This is a genomic window from Cyclonatronum sp., from assembly GCF_022565315.1.
In the GTDB taxonomy this organism is placed as follows: domain Bacteria; phylum Bacteroidota; class Rhodothermia; order Balneolales; family Cyclonatronaceae; genus Cyclonatronum.
In genome coordinates, this window is record NZ_JAIUMX010000011.1 from 35,262 (window position 1) to 56,773 (window position 21,512).

Here is a 21,512-nt window from a genome sequence, read left to right on the forward strand (position 1 = left end):
ATTATTGTAACTCCTTTATGAATTCTACTAAACCAAGAATTTCGCGTTCGCTTAATGTTTGTGCATAAATGTTAGGCATGTTATTCGGATAACCGACATTTACCAAAACCTGGGGCTCAACAATTGATTCGATGAGGTAAGCTTCATCTGCAATTCTGGTGCTTCCATCTGTGAATTGTCTTTCACGCATGTACAGACCTGCAAAAGTTGGCCCTACACGAGAGGCACCGTCAAGCGAATGGCAGCCCTGACATCCTGCACTCGTGTACACAAGTCTTCCAAGTTCGGCAAGAGGAAGCGCATCAAGATCACGGCCAAGTTCCTCTTCGGTCCATGAGTCAAAATCTTCCTGTGTTTTTACCCGAACTATACCATTCATCATGGAGTGCCCGCCTCCGCAATATTCAGTACAGAAATATACAAACTCCCCGGGTCTGATAGCTTCAAACCAGGCATAGGTGTACCTGTTGGGCATCAGATCCTGTTTGAGCCTAAACTGTGGCACAAAAAATGAGTGCAGCACATCTCCGTCACGCGATCTCATGATAAGGCGCACGGGCTGAGCCACCGGAACAGTAAGCTGATTTGCTTCCCGAATTCCGTTAGGATGTTCGAAATTCCATCCGAAAGAGAAACTTTCTACATAAACTTCATATGAGTTTGCAGGAGGTGTTCTCATTTCCACGTAGTCATTAAAACCCCATCCGAATACAATCAGAATCAGAATAAGGGGAATTACAGTCCATGTTACTTCAAGAGTTGTATTATGGGTAATCAGGGGAGTAGTATCCTCCTGAGATTTTCTTCTGTATTTAATCGAGAAGTAAACTATCGCAATTGTAATACCTACAAGCAAAATAAGGCTTACAATATTGATAAAGTGAAACAGCGCATCAACGTTAGCTGCGTAAGTTGATTCCGCTGAGGGTAGAAAGAAATTGGTTAAGTATTCCATAGTAATATTAGCAGTTAATCAAATCTAAGGCCTGAAACGTCTTTTTTTCTCTCTCTGAGCCAGAAGAACCCGAGAAAAATACCTAAACTAAGCAGTATTACAACACCGCCAACTTTCATAATATTCATTGCATAGGGCACGTATGAGCCTGAGTCCGGATCAAAAGTAAAGCAGTATAGCGCAATCCTTTCAATGGTAGAGCCAACCCTGCCGCCTGCTGCATCAAAAAGGGCATTCCGAACGTCCATTTCACGGTAAGACACCCCGTAAAGATATCTGGTGATCGTCATATCCGGCGAAATGAACATAATTGCTGACCCATGAAGGAACTCCTGAGCTTCTTCACTCCAAATAAAAGGCATGCCGACTGCTTCGGAAACCCTGTCAATATTTTCCTGAGTACCGGTTAAAAAGTGCCAGCCCTCCCGGATACCTGACTTATTCATTCGTGATTCATAACCTGCCTTAACCTCTGAGGCGAGTACGTAATCTTCTTTCGGATCTATACTGATGGTTATGATGTCATACTCCGTGCCCGGATTCCATCTCACCTGTTCTACAGCATCAGCCACACCATTGAGAATAAGGCTGCAAATACTCGGACAGCTAAAATAAATCAGATTTAGAAGAACCGGACGACCGGTTTCGAATAATGAACCAAGCGTTACCTCTTCCCCTTTTTCATTGGTGAAGGTTAAATCTGAGGGTATTTGACGCCCAAGCTGTTCTTGTATCTGCAATTGCTCGAGCAAGCGGGCATTTGCTTCAGATGCGGGCTGCGTTCGCTGTGCCTGTATATCTGCAGGATACAGCATCAACACCGTCAGAATTGTAGTTAGTAGTATTTTACCAGTAAGTTTCAAGCGTATGGTACTGCCTTATGACAGGTTATTGTTTTCTTTCGTTAATGAGAATGGTCTTTGCACTGTCAATCGGAATTTGAAAAATTCCGGTTTGTTCATCTACAACTTCAAAGGAATTTAGCTGTTCCAGCGACTGTGACCTGTGGTTATTCAGCTCCTGATATTCAGTATTCACAGCCTGCTGAAACTGTGTTTCGAACTTCCAGTACTTGTAAAGATTAAAAGCGATGGCGATAAGAATAACAACGACTACTGAAGTAGCAACAGACCAAAACACAATTTTGGACATGCTGAGTTCGTCAGCCATTACGCCGTCATTAATCGAATTTTGGGCGTCGATATCGCTTAATTCAAAATATTCCTGCTCAGATTTATTTTTATCTACCTGCATGGCAAATGATTACATCAATGTTTGTTGAGGGATTCCATTAGCTTCGGATCGTTCTTCGGGATCATGCTTTGTTGTTTGAAGTAAAAAAAGAATAACCCGAGGAAAATACCTGCCAATGCAAGGAACGTTGCGAGGTCTAACCAGTGAAAGCTGAACGTGTCATGAAGAGATGGCATGATCAGCCAGTACAGCTCTACGATATGGCTTACAATTATCAACACTGAAATCGTTTTCAGAACGGTGAAGTTACCTTTTGCCGGTTTGGAAAGTAATACTATGAATGGTATTACAAAACGTCCGAAAATTACAGCGTAAAAAATGTATTCCCAGTTGCCTTCCAGCCTGTAATAGTAGAACAGCGTTGCTTCAGGAATATTCGCATAATAAATAAGGAAAAACTGACTGAATGCTATGTAGGCGTAGAAAACCGTAAAAGCAAACATCCAGGCACCCAGATCTCTGATGTGTGCTTTATTGATGGTGTTAAGCAGAAGCCCGTTGCTTCTGAGATAGAAAATCATCATCAGAAGGATTGCAAATATTGCCTGAAACGACATTGCAAAGTAATAAACCCCAAACATGGTTGAAAACCAGTCGAACCGCAGGGACATGATCCAGTCGAATGAAGCAAAGGCGACTGTAAACCCAAAAAAGAAAATGCCGGGTGCGCTGAATTTACGAAGGGTAGTATCGATTCCCCAATCTCCGGTCTCATCCATTTTCACTGAATTCTGATACAGCTTATATCCCAGGAAAGCCCAGATAGCGAAATAGATTACATTACGTGCAATGAAGAAAGGGATGTTGAGATAGGGTGATTTATACTCGCGAAGCCCTTCATAAAAAGTACTGTACTGTTCTTGAGTCCAGGGGAAGAGGGTAGTCATTCCGATAAGTATCGGAATGAAAAGAAGCGCGAAAACCCAAAGGTAAGAGGAGAACGTTTCCGGAATTCGGCGCAGGGTAGTACCCCAGCTCGAACGGGTGATATGATGAATCATCACCAGGAAAAGAGATGCAAGCGAAATGCTTATAAAGAAAGTGAAGCTTGTAAGGTATGAGTGCAGAAACTGTTCGAAGTTTACTACTACCCCAACAAGGCTTGCAATAATCCCGACTACAGCAATGGCGATGATTACTCGAGAAGGATTCGCACTTTCGGGGAACTCGATACTGTCAGTAAGCTTAGTGTGTGCCATTAGAATTTCTACTGAATCGTTATAATTTATTGATTTGCGAGGTTTGCACTTGCTTCACCTAAACCGAAATGCTCTGCGGATAGCCCAACCGCTCTGATTTGGTCTTCTGTTGCCCCCTGACTGATCTGCATGGCCCGAATATACGCAACAATTGCCCAACGGTCTTCAGCGAGTCTTACCATTCTGCGATACGATGGCATACTGCCGGCTCCATTGTAGATGGCGCTGTATATCTCACCATCCACCATATTGAGTACTCTTTCTTCGTGGAAGGATGGGGGTGGCACATAGCCCCGTGAAATAACAAGACCATCACCGTAGCCTGATACACCATGGCATGGGGTACAACTGATGTTGTACTGTGCACGTCCGCGGTCGAGAAGTTCCCGGGTAACAGCTACGGGTATGAAATCTATATAGCTTCCGTTGGGATTAATTCCTTCGTATTTGGCAAGATCCTGACGAAGGTGACCTCTTGGGATGGTTCCCTCCACCGGCATACGCATTGCTCTGCGGTCTTCAAAAAAGTCATTAGGTTCAAAAGCTTTAAACTTTTGCTGCCAGTACATGTTTTGTTGTGGCTGAATCTGCGTTTTTTCACTTGGCATTCCCTGACAAGCCGCCAGAATAAATGCCGCTGAGAGGATTACAAGCAGTATTTTACCGTTCATTTGAATACTCATAATTTAGGTGCTCCTCCTATTCGTATATTTTTTCAATGTGAGATGCACCGGTAGATTCCAAAAATTTTTGCGTTTCCTCTTCGGAATACATGCCGTCCTCAGTTTCTATGATAATAAAAAACTTATCGTCGGTTACCCGGTTGAAGGTCTCTGAATTAAACAGACTGTTATGATGCTTAGGCAGGTTATTCAGAAATAGCATTCCAAATACAGCTGCAAAAGCAGACAGCAGAATGGTTAATTCAAAAGTTACCGGTACAAATGCCGGGATGTTTGCAAACGGCCGGCCACCAATGTTGATGGGATAGGCAATAGAAGCAGCCCATACCTGCAAGGCTATACCTCCGGAAAAGCCAACCAATGCGTGACTCAGCACAATCCAGCCGAGCTTTGATTCCTTAAGGCCCATGGCATCATCCATTCCGTGAATCGGAAAGGGGCTGTGAGCATCGAACCTGGTATACCCGGCTCTGTTTACCAGCTTTGCAGCCTTCATCAGCTTAGCCGGATTGTCATATTCGGCAAGCACTGCGAAAACTTTATTCTCAGTTGTTTCGGATACGATAGCGCTCATCTTATGCTGATTTATGCGTTAGATTCATTGACTTTTTCTTTCACCGGCTCGTTGCCGTCCTCATCATAATAGTGCGGATCTGCCTGTGGCATTACCATTTTAACCTCTGCGATGGCAATCATCGGCAGGAAACGCAGGAAAAGCAGGAAATTGCTGAAGAACAGTCCAAAGGTGCCAACATAGGTTAGCACATCAACCCAGGTCGGGGAGTAGTATGCCCATGACCCCGGCAGAAAGTCTTGCGCCAGTGAAGTAACGGTAATTACAAAGCGCTCAAACCACATACCAATGTTTACCACGATTGACAGTATAAAAGATACTGTAATGCTTCGGCGCATCTTGCGGAACCAGAAAAAGTTTGGTGCAATTACGTTACACGACATCATTATCCAGTATGCCCACGCATAAGGACCTGTAGCCCGGTTTACAAAAGCGAATTTCTCGTATTCCACACCTGAATACCAGGCGATAAAGAACTCCATGATATAGGCAAAACCGACCATCCAGCCTGTTACCAGAATAATGATGTTCATCTTTTCGATGTGGTCGAGTGTCATTATATCCTGCAACCCGTAGATTTTCCGGGCAATGATCATGAGCGTCATTACCATCGCAAAACCTGAGAAAATCGCTCCGGCTACAAAGTAAGGCGGGAAAATCGTGGTGTGCCAGCCTGGTATGATGGACACTGCAAAGTCAAACGATACAATGGTGTGTACTGAAAGTACAAGCGGAGTAGCTAAACCTGCGAGCAGCATGTAGGCTTTCTCGTAGTGCTGCCACTGACGATTACCACCGGTCCATCCTAAGGCAAAGGTGCCGTATAGTTTGGCTGCTAATTTGCTTTTCACGCGGTCGCGAAGGGTAGCAAGGTCAGGAATCAGGCCTACATACCAAAAAAGAAGAGATACTGTGAAATAGGTCGATACCGCAAACACATCCCAAAGCAGGGGGCTGTTGAAGTTCGGCCACATCTGCATCTGGTTGGGCAGCGGGAAAATCCAGTAAACAACCCAGATACGACCAACGTGCACGGCCGGGAAAATTCCGGCACACATTACAGCGAAGATCGTCATGGCTTCCGCGAATCTGTTAATTGCTGTACGCCATCCCTGCCTGAAAAGGAAAAGTACGGCGCTAATCAGCGTGCCGGCGTGTCCGATACCAACCCACCACACAAAGTTGATAATTGCCCAACCCCATGCTACAGTATTGTTCAGACCCCATACACCGGTACCCTCCCAGATGAGATAGCCAAGCATCAGGAATAACAAGCCCAAAAGCAGGTTTGACACTCCGAAAGCGATATACCACCAAAAAGGGGTGGGTTTTTCAACAATATCGGCAACCAGTGCCGTGATGCTGCTGAAGGTATGGTTCCCCTTTACGAGCGGGGCTTCTTTTACATAACCACTATTGCTGCTCATGTATGACTGCTTTGAATTGTAGTTCTTATTTGCAGGGCTTTACGCCAGCTCATTATTTGGATTTCTGAGTTTGGCCAGGTAAGAGGTTCTTGGCCTGATGTTGATTTCTTCCAGCATCACGTAGTTTCTGTCGTTGCGCTTGGTACGTGAAATTACGCTGTTGTCGTCAGTCAGGTCGCCAAAGGTGATTGCCTGTGTCGGACATGCCTGCTGACAAGCTGTTTTCACGGTACCGTCTGCCGGTTTGATTGAATTGCCGGTTGCATTTTTGGTTGCAATCTTAGCACGGTTGATGCGCTGCACACAATAGGTACATTTTTCCATCACCCCTCTGAAGCGGACAGATACATCCGGATTCATAGCCATCTGAATGATATCCGGATCTTCATCAATTTCCAGCCAGTTTTTGGCATAATTAAAGAAATTGAAACGGCGAACCTTAAACGGACAGTTATTTGAGCAATAACGGGTTCCGATACACTGGTTATAAGTCATCTGGTTGAGACCATCATCACTGTGAGTGGTTGCCGCAACCGGACAAACCATTTCGCAGGGGGCCTGCTCACAGTGCATACACGGGATAGGCTGATGGATTACCTGAGGATCTGCCTGATCACCGGAGAAATAGCGGTCAATCCGAATCCAGTGCATCTCACGGTTACGTACTACTTCACGCTTGCCGATAACCGGAATATTGTTTTCAGACTGACAGGCAATTGTACACACCCCGCAGCCGGTACAGGCGTTAAGGTCAATGGCCATTCCCCACTGTGGCTGATGGCTTGGGAAAAGCTGATCATTAAACAGGTTTTTCGGCATTCCGTCTTCCCTGCGTCCCGGCACATAAACCTTATCAGCGGCAATTCGCGGATCAGCTTTATACTCGGATATCGTAGCCTCACGTGCGAGCGGCCTGCCTTCCATCGAATGGTGGTTTTGAGTACAGGCAACCGGGTAGTTACGCCGTGCTACTTCAACTGAAACAGCTGTCGCTGCCACAGGGCCGGCGGTTGTAAATCCGATATAGGCATTATGGCCAATATCGTCAGCTACTTTACCTAAAGACTTACGCCCGTATCCAACAGAAATAGTAATGCTGTTATCTGCATGCCCGGGGAGAATCCATGCAGGCATCTGGAAAGTGGTACCATTTGCGGTAATGTTGAGCAGATCGTATTCGGTTTCTCCGAATTTGCGCTCACGCACGCCGAGCTGTTCAGCAGTTGCAGGGCTCATTGCTGCAACGTTATCCCACGTAATTTTTGTGATAGGGTCCGGAAGTTCCTGAAGCCAGCCATTGTTGGCGTAGCGACCGTCAAACAATTTACGGTCTGCTTTCAGAACCAGTTCGATATTGCCGTCATTGCTTACACTATGCTGCTCAAGCATGTTTTGAAGCATTGCGGTGAAACCTGACACCAGGCTTACACTTGCAGCGTTGAACCGGCTTCCGGTATAAACGCCGTCATGAACTGTTTTTTCCCAGTTGGTTTCGAATTCACTTCGGAAAACGCTGTTCCATGTTTCACGAACGATATCATAACATTCTCTGCTTTCGCCGTGCAGAACAGCACTCAGAAACTCAGTCTCACATTTACTTCCGAAAAGCGGCTGAATAGTAGGCTGAATAACTGAAAGTTGACCGCGGTAATCAGCAATATCGCCCCAGTATTCCAGATAGTGTGAACGATTGATATGCCATGTAGCTTTCGTAGAGGTTTCATCAACATGGCTGGAAAGGTGGATGCTCGTGCCTGCGCGATCCATCAGGGCCTCAAAATCAATATCAGACGGTGAGTTAAACACCGGATTGCCACCCAAAATTACAAGTGTATCAACGTTACCGTTTGCTATGGCATCTGCCACACGGCTGAGCGCGTCAGGGTCGTAAGAGTTGTCATGGTAGGGTACCTGAGTATACTCAACTGTTTGACCTGTGTTGCCTAAAGCTGCATTTATAGCTGCAACCATGGCGTGCACCGCTACCTGATGATGTTCTCCGGCTGCGAGCACGGCTCTTCCTCTGTTTGAAGCAAGTTCTTGTGCCAGAACACTTACCCAAAGGTGCTGAGAGAAAGAGTTACTTACGCCTGAAAAAGCTGAGAGCCCGCTCTGTGTTTCAGAAAGCTTGCTACCAAGGGCAGCAACAAACGCCGGAATATCGCCCGCCTTAAGTCTTAAGCGATGATCTGCATTTGAACCGGTCACGCTCAGGTCATTTTCGATTACATAAAGCCTGTTCATCGCGTCATCGGTGGATTCCACCCGGCGGCGGTCGGCATAATCGCGGTTTAAGCGAACCATATCAGGCGCTAAAGCCATAAAATCGAAATCAACCGATACTACTACATCGGCTTTATCAAGGTGATATACAGGGCGAAGCTTACGGCCGAACGCGGCCTGAGTACCTGCAAGCACGTTAGCCGGACCAAAGGGCTCGTAGGTAGCCCATACCGCATTTGGGAAGCGCGCCTGAATTTCTGACTTCAGCCGGTTTACAGACGGAGACCCGCTCGCCTCACTCACAAAAGCGATACCGCGGCTCGTGTCAGCAAAATGTGATGCACAGAATTCAGTAAAAGCCGACCAGTCCGAGCGCTCCACGTTATGACGCACGAACCTTGAGCGGTCAACGTCATAAAGGTCAAGAATGGAAGCCTGCTGAAAAATATTGGTCGAGCCTTTGCTCGACTCATGATCTTTATTACCCTCAATTTTAATAGGCCTGCCTTCAGAGGTAGTTACAAGAACACCTGTTCCATGATCCTGAAAGGGAATTGAGGAAGCGTACTCAAGCGGGATACCGGCTACAATCTCTTCAGGTTGTTTATGGTAAGGCAGCAGTTTTTGGACAGGCTTGCGGCAGGCAGCCAGTCCCGCAAGGGCAACCGAAGCACCCATGATCTGCAGGAAGTTTCTTCTCGAGTAACCATCACGAAGTTCACCGGCGCCCTCAGGGAACTCACGGCTCATATATTCTTTATAGGCTTCGTTTTGAGAAAGATCTTGGAGGCTGCGCCAATACGTTTTTTGTTCAGTATTTGACATTCCGGATAATTAAGCTTTTTGAGAAGGTTGTACCTTAGCGGTGGCAGGCATTACAGTAAATCGGGGGAGCAATATTTTTCTTTGAAATAACCATTTGTGCAAACTCAAAATGATTTTCATCAGGCTCCCAGGCCATATTTGTTACTTCTTCTACGGGCCTCAGATACGGTGCAGGGTTATTGTGGCAGTCAAGACACCAGCCCATACTCAGCGGTTCGGCCTGCATTACAACTTCCATACGGTCAACCCTTCCGTGACAGGTAGCACATCCTACACCTACATTCACGTGCGCACTGTGGTTGAAATATGCAAAACCAGCGAGTTTGTGAATATGAACCCATTCCACAGGCAAACCTGTTTCCCAGCTGTCACGCAAAGGCTGCAATTTTTCACTGTCAGTCTTTATCTGAACGTGACACGTCATACAGGTTTCGGTTGAAGGGATGCTTGCACGCGCTGATTCCCATACTGAGGTATGGCAATACTGACAATCAATACCCAGCTCACCGGCATGTAGCCTGTGGCTGTAATCGATAGGTTGTGTAGGTGCATATCCAACCTGCGTGTATTTTGGTGAACCCCAGTACCAGAATCCAAAAATAACTGCAAGCAGTAGTAAATTTATCGATAACAAGAGTCGTTTTGGGACCTTGTTGGACCACTTCGGAAAAAGTTGAGCCATTAGGTTTAATTATTTTTTTGCACGGATTATGAAGGACCGTATGTAATAATAGCTTTATAGCAATTCCATAATATACGATTCAGCTTTTCTCAAACCCCGCCCGAGAGATAAACTGCTGGTATTTGAACTCAGTCTAAATAAACCAGGGCCTTTTACATCAGCTGGCGGGGAACTGCTGAATTTTAAAAATAACAGCTTTGAAACTAAAAACCCATACTATTTGTGCAAACAAGCCCTTTCAAAATCCCTTTAGCCTTCATTTCCTTTCATAAATCGTTCTGTTTTAACGTGATACAGTAAACGTAAAATCTTCATTGTTTCCTTCCAAACATTATTCTCACTAAAATAATCTAATATGTAAATTAGATTATTTTAATTTAATTTCCCTCACAAAAAAACAGCTGTACCCACTAACGTTGTGAGGTACAGCTGTTTAGTTTTATACCGGCATCACAGAACCCTTCGTGTAAGTCAGGCTTCAGATTTTTACCTCATTCGTAGAGCCTTCATTGATTGATAGCTGTTCAGGTTGTTTGAGACTGAGGCACTGTTACTTCTTCGTTTGCCGTCTTTGCATTTATTGCTATGGCTTTGATGCGCTCAAGGGCATTATTAGACGCCACATAAACAATTGGTATAAGAAACAGGGTGATGAATGTAGAAGCCGAAAGCCCTCCGATTACAACACGTGCCAGTGACGCCTGCAGCTCACCGCCGGCTCCGATTCCAAACGAAAGGGGCAGTAAAGCCAGGATGGTTGTGAATGTTGTAAGCAGAATCGGACGAAGCCGGAGGCGGCCTGCTTCAACAACAGCTTCGCGCACACTCATATTTTGTTCCCTTCGCATGAGGTTAATGTAATCTACCAGCACAATCGCATTGTTAACTACAATACCGATCAGCATCACAATACCCATCAGGCTCTGCAGGTTCATGGTTGTATTGGTGATCATCATCGCAGGTACTACACCAACTATGGCCACAGGCACTGAAAACATCACAATAAGAGGATCAAGGAAACGCTCAAACTGAGCGGCCATCACCATGTAAATCAACAGCAGCGCCATTATAATGGCCAGGGTGAAGTCGCGTTGGGCACGCTGCTGTTCTTCATATTCACCACCAAAATAAATCGAAAACCCATCCGGCAGGGGGATCTGACTCAGATCAGAACGGATACGGTCAACGGCTGTACCCAGAGGTACACCGCTTTCCAGGTTGGCGGTTATGAAAGTTACCCGCTGCCCGTTCACCCGGTTGATGTTTGTAGGGCCCCGCTCCGGAACCTGCTCGGCTACTGTTGATATGGGGATGATATCACCCTGAGCCGTGCGCACACTGATGTTATCAATATCGTGAATACTCACCCGATCCTCCGGACGAAGCCTCACTGTGATCGGAACTTCTTCTCCTTCCATCCGGAATACGCCCGCCCGGCGCCCGCCTACGTTTGACTGTATGGCCGCGCCCAAATCCTGTGCAGAAATACCCAGCCGCGACATTCGCTCCCGGTCGAAACGGATATTCTGTTCCGGCCGGCCTTCCCGTACACGTGCCCACACGTCAGCAACGCCTTCGATATCTTCCACACGGTCGCGAATCATGAGTGCCAGTTCTTCAGCTGTTTCCAGATTGAAGCCTCTGAGCTGTATCGAAACCGACTCGACATCATCACCGCCCCCTGTATTGAAAACGCGGCGGAGAATCCACAGGCCGGTCCGTGCCTGTACCCGAATATCCGCACCGGGAATAGTTCCCGTAAGGTTTTCCCGGATTTCGTCGGCCAGGGCGTTGGCTGAGCGTGTTCGTTCACTGAAGTCAACCAAAGTAAGGTCAATGCGTGCGTTTCCGTTACGGGCTTCACGGCTTATGTAGCGCACATCACTCATGGGTACCAATTCTGCAACGATGGCATCGAGCTCCTGCATGTACTCGTAAATGACGGCGATATTGGTTCCGCCGTCCATATTCATGCTGATGCGTATCTCATCCGCCTCACTTTGCGGCGCAAGCTCAAAAGGTATAGAAGGCAGCCTGTAAAACGATAATATCACCAGCAACAGCGTTGCTACAACCACATAAATACGATACTGTAGTGCTTTTTCGACAGCACGGGCATAGCCGTTTTCAAAGCGCGCCATGAAACGCTGCCAGCGCGGGCGCTTGCTGATTTCCGGATGATCCTGCTCAACTTTCAAGAATTTGCTGGATAGCATGGGTACGAGCGTGAGCGCAACAAGCAGCGAACACAACAGAGAGAACACCACCACAAGTGCGAGCTCCTGAAACATCATCCCGGTAATGGTGCGCATGAATACTACCGGCAGGAAAATGACCGAAGTTGTGAGCGTACTTGCAATAATGGCACCGGCTACCTGCCTGGTACCAATAAGGGCGCTTTTCTTCTTTCCTTTTCCGTTTTGGCGTTGCCTCACAATATTTTCAAGTACCACGATTGCGTTGTCAACAATGAGGCCTACACCAAGCGCAAGCCCTCCAAAACTCATCTGATTAAGCGTGAGGCCACCAAAGTAAAGCAGGCCAAAAGTTGCAATAATGGATATCGGTATCGTAATGCCGATAATCATGGTCGCTGAGCCGTTTCGGAGGAAGGAGAAAAGCACGATAATAGCGAGAATTCCGCCCCAAATGGCCGAATTACGCACATTATCGATCGACTGATTGATGTAATCGCTCTGATCGGTTATCACCCTCAGCTGCAGGTCGGTCCGTTCGAGATTGATGCGCCTCACCTCATCATGCACCATACGCGCTACGGCTACCGTATTCGCGCCGCTTTGCTTCCTGAGCCCCATCCTGATAGTTGGGCGCCCGTCGATTTCCACATAGCGGTTGATATCCTGATAGCCAAATGTTACAAGGGCCACATCCCCTACCCGAATCGGCACACCGTCAACGGTTGTGATGATGGTATTCTGCACTTCATCCACATCACGAAATTCACCGAGGGTACGCACGTACAGATCATTGAGGCCTTCTTTGATGTTACCTCCGGGCAGGTTCACATTTTCACGACCGATGGCGTTTACCACATCTGTAGCGGTAATATTGGCTGAGGTGAGCCTTTCACGAATTAAATCAACATGGATTTCACGGTACACGCCTCCCCATACATCGATAGATCCGATTCCGGGAATCTGCTCGAACCGTTTACCGATTTCGCGTTCAAGGATGCGGGTAAGCTCCGACATCTCCCGATCAGAGAGCGCGCCCAGAATTACGATGGGGGAGTCATTCGGGTCGAATTTCCAGATGCGGGGCGGCTCTACCTCCGGGGGCAGGCTGCGGCGCACGCGGTCGAGTGCCGCGCGCACATCATTGGTTGCCTCATCAAGGTTGGTGCCCTGCGCGAAATGCAGGGTTACACGGCTGTTGCCTTCGCTTGAGTTGGAGTTTACCCGCTCCACATTAGGCACGCCGGCAATGGCATTTTCAATCTGATCGGTGATGATGCGCTCCATCTCCTCCGGCCCGACATTGTCGTAGTTAACTGCTACAGTAAGCTGCGGATACTCTATTGGAGGGAGCAAATCAACCGGAAGCATCCGGAACCCGATAATACCAAGGGTGATTACAATGAGATACACCATGGCTGTTGCAATCGGGCGGGAAACAGCTTTAGCCGATAAAGACATAAGAAAGGAATTTCAGTTCAGTTTAGGTTTTGCAGGATGAAGAGACGAACCTCTTGGGTCAGGCATCGTTGGGGTTGCCGTTGGTGTTAGCCAGTTTTTGCCGGATGAGGTCGAGCAAATCCCGGTTCTGAAGTTGCTGCAGCTCCAGGATGCGATCCCAGCTTGTTACCCGAACCCTGGCTTCTTCCCTGCCGGAAGCAAGCAGGTTTTGGCCAATCGTAACCACGAGATCACCCGGCTGAATGCCGCTCACACCCGAAACCTGACGCCCCTGCGCAACCACCGTTACGGGCATAAAAACCATGCCTGTTGGTCCGATTATGGGGCTGTTAGCTTCACCGGCTTCAATCTGCCCGAGCTCTGTGAGTGCACCGCGATCAGCAACATAAACCCCGCGGCGGCCATCGTTCGGATTGGTGAACAACGCGTTATTGGGCACCAAAACGGCCTGCTCGCTTTCGCCGTAAAGAATATCAACCGTCACAAACATGCCGGCGCGCAGCAGCCCGTCGGGATTCTGGAGCTCAATTTCAGCCTCTGCTGAATTGGTTACGGGATTGATGAAAGGGGAAATCCGGCTAAGCGGCGTCTGAATGACTTCGCCACCAAATGCCGGGGAAGTGATGTTAACCGTTTGACCGGTTTCAATATAGCCCAGCATTCTTTCCGTAAGCGACACCCGAATGGTCATCACACGGGTATCACCAATTTCAAACAATCGTGTTGAAGGGCCGGCAATTTGCCCGACTTCTATATGCCTTGTGCCTACAAAACCGTCTGTTGGTGCCTTTACCACCGTGTTGCTGAGGTCGTTACGACGTTCCTCAAGAACGGATCCGGCCTGTGTTTTCTGAGCCTGTGCCAGCTGCAGAGCAGCACGGGAAGCTTCCACTTCGGCTTCGAGCTGTTCAAGCTCGAGCTCGCTCTCGAGGTTTCTCACACTCAGGGTCTGCACTCGCGTTAAACGGGATTCAAGGCGCTGCACATTGGCCTGCGCCTGCCTCACCTGTGCTTCAGCAATCTGAAGGCCGGCTTCTGCCTGCCGCACACGTTCCCTTGCTTCTGAATCGCGAAGACGCACCAGCGGCTGCCCCTTACGAACCTGATCACCGCTGTTGACCAGAATCTCGACAACAGGAGCCGTAATTTCGGGGAAAACTTCTGCCTGATTCCGCGCCCTCACAACGCCTGTAAGACGCTCTTCGAGCGGAAGAGAACCCATTACCGTCTGAATAACTTCAACTGTTGGTATATGGCCGCCCCTGCGCTGCATTTCCCCCTCACCGGTATCACTACAGGCCTGAAGCAAAAATGTGAGGCCCAATAAGATGCTGATAATAATAGCTGTACTGTTTCTGTTCACGAAGTAATCCCGATATCTTGAAAATGATAGTTGTTACAACAAACAAATGGCATATTTAACAATACCAAAACTGTAGATTTAGTTTGACTGGTGCTGTAAAAGCTTATTAACCATGCTTTAAAGTAACAGCCCATCCTTCCGCGATGCCGTTCATTTTTTATTTGCATATTTTCAGCAATTGGGCTTTCTCTGCTTATATTAGGCCTGCTTTATTGCAAGCCTCAGCTATCAGTGCCCTTGTTTCAATCTATACCTTGCCGTTTTTGAACATGCCCATTTATTTACCTCACCTCCGTTCTTTTAGTTTATTCGGGTAATATGGGTTCTGTAATGCCGCTTTAGGACTGTCACTTAACCGTTTTCATTTCACAAAAAAACTGCCTCCATGCACGCAACTCTCACTATCCGTGCTGCAATTCTGATTTTTACAATTGCATCTGCATCAATCCTCGCCTGCAGCACCGACAAGCACGACAATATACCCCGTGAACCTGAGCCTTTGGTAGAACTTGCTTCCATGCCTGCCGAGATCTTCGAGCTTGATCAGTTCGGGCTTCCATTCGAGCTTTATGAAGTTACGGAGCGACGTGTGCGCAACGGCGAAACACTCTCAACCATGCTTGCCCCTTTCGGGCTTGGAAGCCAGCAGGTTCACGAAATTGTTCAGGCTTCGCAGGATGTTTTCAACGTGCGGCGGATTAATTCAGGCAGGCCCGTTCATTTTTATGTTGACCCGCAGGATCAGACCCTTTCCTACTTTGTATATGAAAACAGTAATCGGGAATATGTGGTTTTCGATCTTAGCGAGACCGTTTCGGTACACGCCAATACCAGAGAAATAACCCGAAGTACAAAGCATATTTCCGGGGTAATCAACGGATCACTTTATGGTTCACTGCTTGAACAGGGCGGAAGTCCGGCGCTTGTATCTGCACTTGCACAGGTGTATGCCTGGCAGATCGATTTCTACCGCATACAACGAGGCGACTCATACACAGTAGTTTATGAGCAGCTTTATATTGATGATACCCCGGTTGGCATTGGCCGCATCAAAGCTGCCCACATGAACCACCACGGCACCGACTATCACGCCATTTACTTCGACCAGGGGGATACAGGCTACGGCACCTACTTCGATCTTGAAGGAAATTCACTGCAGAAAGCATTTCTGCGGGCTCCGCTTGATTACAGCCGGATCAGCTCAAGATTTACGAACCGGCGTTTTCACCCGATCCTGCAGCGTAATATGCCGCACCACGGCACGGATTATGCAGCGCCGGTTGGCACGCCGATACGCGCAGTAGGCGATGGCGTTATCACCCATTCCGCTTTTGACCGCAACAACGGCAACTACATCCGAATCAGGCACAACAGCGTCTATGAAACCGGCTACCTGCATATGAGCCGCATTGCAAGCGGCATGCGCCGGGGCGCTACCGTACGGCAGGGTCAGGTGATCGGGTATGTTGGTGCTACCGGCCTTGCAACAGGGCCACATCTGTGCTTCCGTTTCTGGCAAAACGGGCAGCCTGTAGATCCTTACCGTGTTGAGATGCCTCCCTCAGAGCCCATTGAAGAAGAATACCGTTTCCCGTTTACTGTAGCTAAAAACTTGGCTATGATTAAACTTTTTCCCGAAAAACATCTTCACGGCCCTCAGCTTCACCTTGCTGCGGCCGATATGAGCACCCACCCGGCCTCATGGCAGCCTCTTATTCTGATTCAGTAAGTCTTGCCGCTAACAAAGGTATTGGATTTAGTTTTTGCAGGATGATGGTTTTCCAGCCCTTTCACATCAAGCCAACCGGTTCCGGCATCGCTTGAACCCGGCCGGCCCTTTGCTCCTACCAAGAGCCCCAAAAAAGAAAGCCCGCCTGAAGGAATCTTACCTTCAGGCGGGCTTTTTAGGATATGCAATTTATGATGATGCCTGCTTCAGCCTGAGAAACAGCCTCAGAATCAGAATCAGACCTTACTTCAGCAGTGTCATCAGTCTGGTGAGGGTCTGCCCCGCCGTATCCAGCCGGTAGATATAGGTACCGCTCGAGAGTGCAGCCGCATCGAAGCTTATGGTGTGGGTTCCGGCACTAAACTGCCCGTCGGCGAGCACAGCTATACGACGGCCTTCCAGACTGTAAACAGTAAGGCTGATTTCTGTTGCTTCCGGCAGCTCAAATGAAATATTGGTAGCCGGGTTAAACGGGTTCGGATAGTTCTGATTCAGCGACACCACACGTGGCAGATCTGTTTCCGGCCCGGTTGAGGTAGGAGTCGGTGTAGAGAAAGTAAACGCCTCAGACCAGCTGCCCGGCCCGCCAATATTCACACCCCGAACACGCCAGTAATAGGTTGTTGCAGGTTCCATACCAGTAATGGTTGTGGTAAGCTGCGTGATGTTGCTGCGGGAGATTATCGGATCGCTGAAATTAATATTATCTGAAACTTCAACATCGTAACTGCCCGCTGCTTCAACAGCGGCCCACTGAAGGGTAATGAATTGCGAAGTAACTTCTGAACCATTGGAAGGCTGAAGCAGCACCGGTTCAGCAGAGGGTGCTGCCATAATTGTGGTGAAGGATGACGCAGAAGACCATTCTCCTACAAGCCCCTCATTGTTGTTTGTGCCCCTAACGCGCCAGTAGTAGGTCGTTTCAGGATCAAGTTCAGCTACCGTAAGGCTTGTGCCGTTGTGCCCCTGAAACTCAACCGCGTTGTTCTGGAAGTTCTGGCTTTCAGAAACCTGCACGTCGTACTGTGTGGCCAGCAAAGCACCGCCCCACTGAAAGCTAATGTCAGTAAACGGCACCAGATCGGCTCCGTTTTCCGGTGTCTGCGGAGTTGGCACTCCAACTACAAGTTCCTCGAGTACCGGCACCATAGCCGACTGCAAAACCGCACGGCTCGGGCTGTTTGTAGTGGGCTGCACAAATGCTACAACCTTAAGGTTTTCCTGATCCCAACTTGAACCGATTTCCTGCGTGTACTCCAGGGTAAGGGTTTCGCCTGCAGTAAGATTCACAGGCACACCCGCTGCACCATTAATCATGTTACGGTGCACGAAATCCTGATTGGTTGAACCATTCGGGCCATTGAACTGAATGTTTCGTTCAACAACGGCAAGCCTCAGGGAAAGACCGGAAGCCGGCCAGTCAGCGCCTGCAATTCTGGTAAGATTCACCGTAAGCTGAATCGTATCATTTTCACGTAAGGCAACCATATCCAGGTTCATGGGTGCTGCAACATTCATACGGTTTTCTATGGCGTTACGCCAACCGGTCCAGGTTGAGCCTGCAGGCGTGCCGTCAATAACACCGGTTGGGGCACCATTTACGCCATAAAACGAGACTCTGGGATTAACCGGGGTAGGGTTTTGATGGTAGAAAAAACAACCACTGCCGGGCCACCATACCGGATATTTGATTACACTCACACGGTCGGCGTTTTCATAGTTGCTGAGCCAGTTCCCAAAACCAACAGCAGCGGGAAAACAAGGCGGACAGGTTGTTGAGGTAAAGATTTCAACCAGCACATGCCGGTTGTCGTTAGCCTGTGACTGATGCGGTAAAACTGCAAAAAAAAGCAGCGTGATTACCGCAGCAACGATGGTTGTAAAGCTGTACTTCATAGTATTGCTGTTTTGTTGTTATCAGAATAGGCGCGTTCAGGAGCTGCCGCACCTCGTTAGTTGTTGGATTAATGTTTACTGACGGTACTTCGGAAGGAGGTGCTTCTAAAAAGAACTGATCAAACTCAGCCTCATGCCCGAAAAGGCATTTACAAAGCGGCAGACTCCGTTTGTACACACAAAGCCGCCGCGCTCGCGGCCGTAGCTGGCCATTACCGTGTGCGTGTTACCGATTCGCCATGAGCCTTCGGCCATATACCAGAATTTGTCGCCGCTTGGGTCGAAATCGCTCGTTGTGGATTCAATCCGGCCGCCAAAAGAAAAATCGGGGGAGCGGGAAACCTGAAGCGACAGCATTTGGCTGTAATAATCGCTGTCGTCGCCGTATTGGGTGTCGCGCACAAACTGATGCTCCGAAATCACCTTCACACTCCAGCGGGGTGAAACAGCATACTGCACGTCGAGGGCAAATGTGTTGGCATAAACCCGCTGGCTAAAATCGGGCGCAAGTGCCTGATAAAACAATCTGTTACGATGATTATAAGCCAGCTTCACATACGACATAAAATCAGGAAAGAGATATTCGATATCGCCATAATATTCCCAGTAGGGATCCCGTGCATCCGCGCGGCCGGGCAGCCAGGTTGCCCCCTCCTCTTTCTTGAAGAATTCAAAATTTACATCATCCCAAAGCCAGCTGTGGTGCAGCGAGGCCATTGCTATGCTGCTGTTGAGGGTTATGTTAAAAGTGGGTGAATAAAATGCTTCAAGGAAAAAACCGACCTCATCTTCAAAATTAACCAGGTGCGGGTCGCGGGTCATCAGGCTGTACGAATGCTCCTTGTGGGCGATGGGCGGACTCTGAAAGGGGCTCATACGCGAATTGCGCAGAGGATCGCCCAGTCGGGCAAACGGATCTACCACATCGTAGCTGTAGTTTTTGTATTCCAGCATAAGGCCGTAACCGGGGCCGGTGTGGTTAACAGAAGCATAAAATCCGCCGCCGGTAACACTTGTGGTATCAGCAAAATCGATGAGCCGGAGCGTGCGGTGGTTGTAACCCGCTGTTACCCTTGCAAAAGGAAGGCGGTAACTCACAAAGCCTTCGGGGATAAAAATTTCGGCAAGGTCAGGTTCTTCTGTGAATAAAGACGGCAGCTCTCCTTCGGCATACGTGTATGAGCCGCCGATACGGAGGCGCCGGTCGGGTTTCAGCTCAAGGGCAGCCGAACGCAGCCGGTAATTTTCTTCCCTAATACCGGAAGGGCTGTCGAAGGTGAGGTGCTCCAGATAGTTGATACTTCCGGCCAGAGCCTTCACCCGAAAAAAATCATGATCATATTCCGCACGTACACCATCAAGGCTGGTATCGTAGCGGATCACGCGGTCTTCGAACAAGTTCAGCGACATGCCCCGGTTGTGAAGCGCGAAGAGATTCCCGATGCGCACATCAAGCCCGTCCCGCTGATACCCGATAAACCGGCGCCTGATGCCGGTGAAGTCAGGGCCGTACTCTGCAGGATCGCTCAGTTCGAGCCGGAAACCGATAATTACATTATCGGCCAGAATTCGTACATCAGTGAAATTTTCGAGGTATTCCTTCTCTGCGGTTTCAGTACCGAGATTCAGGGCTTCCTCACCAAATCCGTAATTAACAATATTGTTGACCGATACCTGAACCTGCTGCGCTTTACCAAACTGCGGCAGGCATAACAAAATAATGAGCAGGCATACAGAATATGCCCCCATAAACCTTTTCATGAACAAATACTTAAACTGTTAACGTTAGGAAACGCAATATAACAAGCCGCTTGTTTTACCCTAGCAATGGCCTGTTAACAAAACTAAACACAGAACCCTACTCAGCGGCGAGCAACTGTTGAACGAGGGTCTCAATTTTACGCTCATCGCCGGGAAGAAAACCGGAATCGACCTGAACAATGGTGCCATCCTGAGCAACCATGAGCGCATAAGGCAGGCTCCGGCCGTTCATCTGCTCAAACACCCGGGCGCTTGGGTCGAGTAACAGAGGCATGTCGTAACGCTGACTCCGCCAGTACGACTCCACTCGTGACAGGCTGTTCGGCGTATCGGTGTTTATCACCAGCAGCGTGAAGCCTGCCTCACGATAGGCATCCCAAACTGGTTTTAAGGTGCGAAGTTTATGAAGACAGGGCTGACACCACATCGCAAAAAAACTAATGTAAACAGGCCCTTTATCCAGATACTGCTGTAAACTATGCCGGTTACCTTCAAGATCTTCGAGGGTGAAGTTTACAATCGTATCAGACTGTGCGAACACCTTTTCATTGGTGATGAAGCCTGCAAACATGGTTACCAGCAGGAACAGAAAAAGGGTACGACCTAACTTGTTAAGGAAATATAACTTACAGATCATAATGGCAAAATCTGTGCTTAAGATAGATAGATTTGAGTTTTTTGACGCAATTGTAACAAATAACAATTTGTTTGAAGCAAAACCAAATATTTCTTCCCGGAAATAACGGCCCTAATTTCAGCCTCTTTCTATGGGCTAAATATAAGTTTATTAATTACCTGATTATACAAGAAGCAGTGAATGCCTTTGGGGATGCCGGAAAATAATTCGAAACTCCTGATTGCTTTTTGCAGCAGCCCGGAGTTTTAGCTCCTGTCAAAATTTACTTACTTATCTGAACGCTCAGACCTGAACTCATTTTTTACTGTACATAGCAAATCCCAAATCGCATATCCCAAATTTTATTTTTTCTATTTGCCATGGAGCCACATACCCCGCTTACCCGCCCCCTTTTTTTTCTTGAACCTGCACTGCTGTTTCACCTAATGGATTCCGGCGCTGTATTACGCCTGCTGCCGGGAGCTCAGGAGGATAAGCCCCAGGCCGACATCATCCCGGAAAACACAAAAAAAGACCCGGCTTTTGCCGAATATAGTCAGGACGGTGTAACCATATTTGTTTCAGCGGAGCTGCGGCTGCCCCCTGCTGCACAGGTTTCCCTCATGCTAAAAAAAGGCTGGTTCCGAAAAACTGCGGAAGCCCGGATTG

General features: G+C 48.2%; 16 protein-coding genes. 2 read left to right on the forward strand and 14 right to left on the reverse strand.

The window, feature by feature from the left end; genetic code table 11:
• Window position 1: 1 nt before the first annotated feature.
• The 11 genes from coxB to LAT75_RS03765 form a co-directional block, all read right to left on the reverse strand.
• Entirely contained in the window at window positions 2-955 is a 954-nt protein-coding gene (gene coxB / locus LAT75_RS03715; protein WP_291481278.1) for a cytochrome c oxidase subunit II, read from the reverse strand.
• A 14-nt stretch (window positions 956-969) separates the two neighbouring features.
• Entirely contained in the window at window positions 970-1,818 is an 849-nt protein-coding gene (locus LAT75_RS03720; RefSeq protein WP_291481279.1) for an SCO family protein, read from the reverse strand.
• 25 nt (window positions 1,819-1,843) lie between these two features.
• Window positions 1,844-2,209, reverse strand: coding sequence for a hypothetical protein (locus LAT75_RS03725; protein ID WP_291481280.1), 366 nt, complete (start codon window positions 2,207-2,209; stop codon window positions 1,844-1,846).
• Between the two features lie 14 nt (window positions 2,210-2,223).
• Window positions 2,224-3,408, reverse strand: coding sequence for a hypothetical protein (locus LAT75_RS03730; protein ID WP_291481281.1), 1,185 nt, complete (start codon window positions 3,406-3,408; stop codon window positions 2,224-2,226).
• A gap of 26 nt (window positions 3,409-3,434) precedes the next feature.
• The gene (locus tag LAT75_RS03735; protein WP_291481282.1) at window positions 3,435-4,091 is read right to left on the reverse strand and encodes a cytochrome c; all 657 of its coding nucleotides are present in this window, start codon (window positions 4,089-4,091) and stop codon (window positions 3,435-3,437) included.
• A gap of 16 nt (window positions 4,092-4,107) precedes the next feature.
• Window positions 4,108-4,665: a DUF3341 domain-containing protein gene (locus tag LAT75_RS03740; protein ID WP_291481283.1), complete on the reverse strand. Its 558-nt coding sequence runs from the start codon at window positions 4,663-4,665 to the stop codon at window positions 4,108-4,110.
• A gap of 11 nt (window positions 4,666-4,676) precedes the next feature.
• Window positions 4,677-6,092 (reverse strand): NrfD/PsrC family molybdoenzyme membrane anchor subunit, encoded by a 1,416-nt coding sequence (nrfD, locus tag LAT75_RS03745; RefSeq protein WP_291481284.1) that lies wholly within the window; start codon window positions 6,090-6,092, stop codon window positions 4,677-4,679.
• 39 nt (window positions 6,093-6,131) lie between these two features.
• A complete protein-coding gene (locus tag LAT75_RS03750; RefSeq protein WP_291481285.1) occupies window positions 6,132-9,140 on the reverse strand; it encodes a TAT-variant-translocated molybdopterin oxidoreductase in 3,009 nt (1,002 codons plus the stop codon).
• A gap of 34 nt (window positions 9,141-9,174) precedes the next feature.
• Window positions 9,175-9,822, reverse strand: a complete 648-nt coding sequence (locus LAT75_RS03755) for a cytochrome c3 family protein (protein WP_291481286.1) — start codon at window positions 9,820-9,822, stop codon at window positions 9,175-9,177.
• Between the two features lie 524 nt (window positions 9,823-10,346).
• Complete coding sequence (locus LAT75_RS03760) at window positions 10,347-13,478, reverse strand: efflux RND transporter permease subunit (RefSeq protein WP_291481287.1); 3,132 nt, start codon at window positions 13,476-13,478, stop codon at window positions 10,347-10,349.
• A 58-nt stretch (window positions 13,479-13,536) separates the two neighbouring features.
• Entirely contained in the window at window positions 13,537-14,841 is a 1,305-nt protein-coding gene (locus LAT75_RS03765; RefSeq protein WP_291481288.1) for an efflux RND transporter periplasmic adaptor subunit, read from the reverse strand.
• Window positions 14,842-15,226: 385 nt separating this feature from the next.
• On the opposite strand from LAT75_RS03765, the gene LAT75_RS03770 reads away from it, so the two are divergent.
• On the forward strand, window positions 15,227-16,570 hold the full coding sequence (locus LAT75_RS03770) for a peptidoglycan DD-metalloendopeptidase family protein (protein WP_291481289.1): 1,344 nt from the start codon (window positions 15,227-15,229) through the stop codon (window positions 16,568-16,570).
• A gap of 243 nt (window positions 16,571-16,813) precedes the next feature.
• On the opposite strand, the gene LAT75_RS03775 is transcribed toward LAT75_RS03770, so the two are convergent.
• The 3 genes from LAT75_RS03775 to LAT75_RS03785 form a co-directional block, all read right to left on the reverse strand.
• Window positions 16,814-18,466 (reverse strand): Omp28-related outer membrane protein, encoded by a 1,653-nt coding sequence (locus LAT75_RS03775; protein WP_291481290.1) that lies wholly within the window; start codon window positions 18,464-18,466, stop codon window positions 16,814-16,816.
• 105 nt (window positions 18,467-18,571) lie between these two features.
• Entirely contained in the window at window positions 18,572-20,215 is a 1,644-nt protein-coding gene (locus LAT75_RS03780; protein ID WP_291481291.1) for a DUF6029 family protein, read from the reverse strand.
• Between the two features lie 109 nt (window positions 20,216-20,324).
• Complete coding sequence (locus tag LAT75_RS03785; protein ID WP_291481292.1) at window positions 20,325-20,864, reverse strand: TlpA disulfide reductase family protein; 540 nt, start codon at window positions 20,862-20,864, stop codon at window positions 20,325-20,327.
• A 359-nt stretch (window positions 20,865-21,223) separates the two neighbouring features.
• Between LAT75_RS03785 and LAT75_RS03790 the strand changes: the two genes are divergently transcribed.
• Window positions 21,224-21,512, forward strand: a 289-nt coding sequence (locus tag LAT75_RS03790; protein ID WP_291481293.1) for a hypothetical protein, incomplete at its 3' end; no start/stop codon positions are given.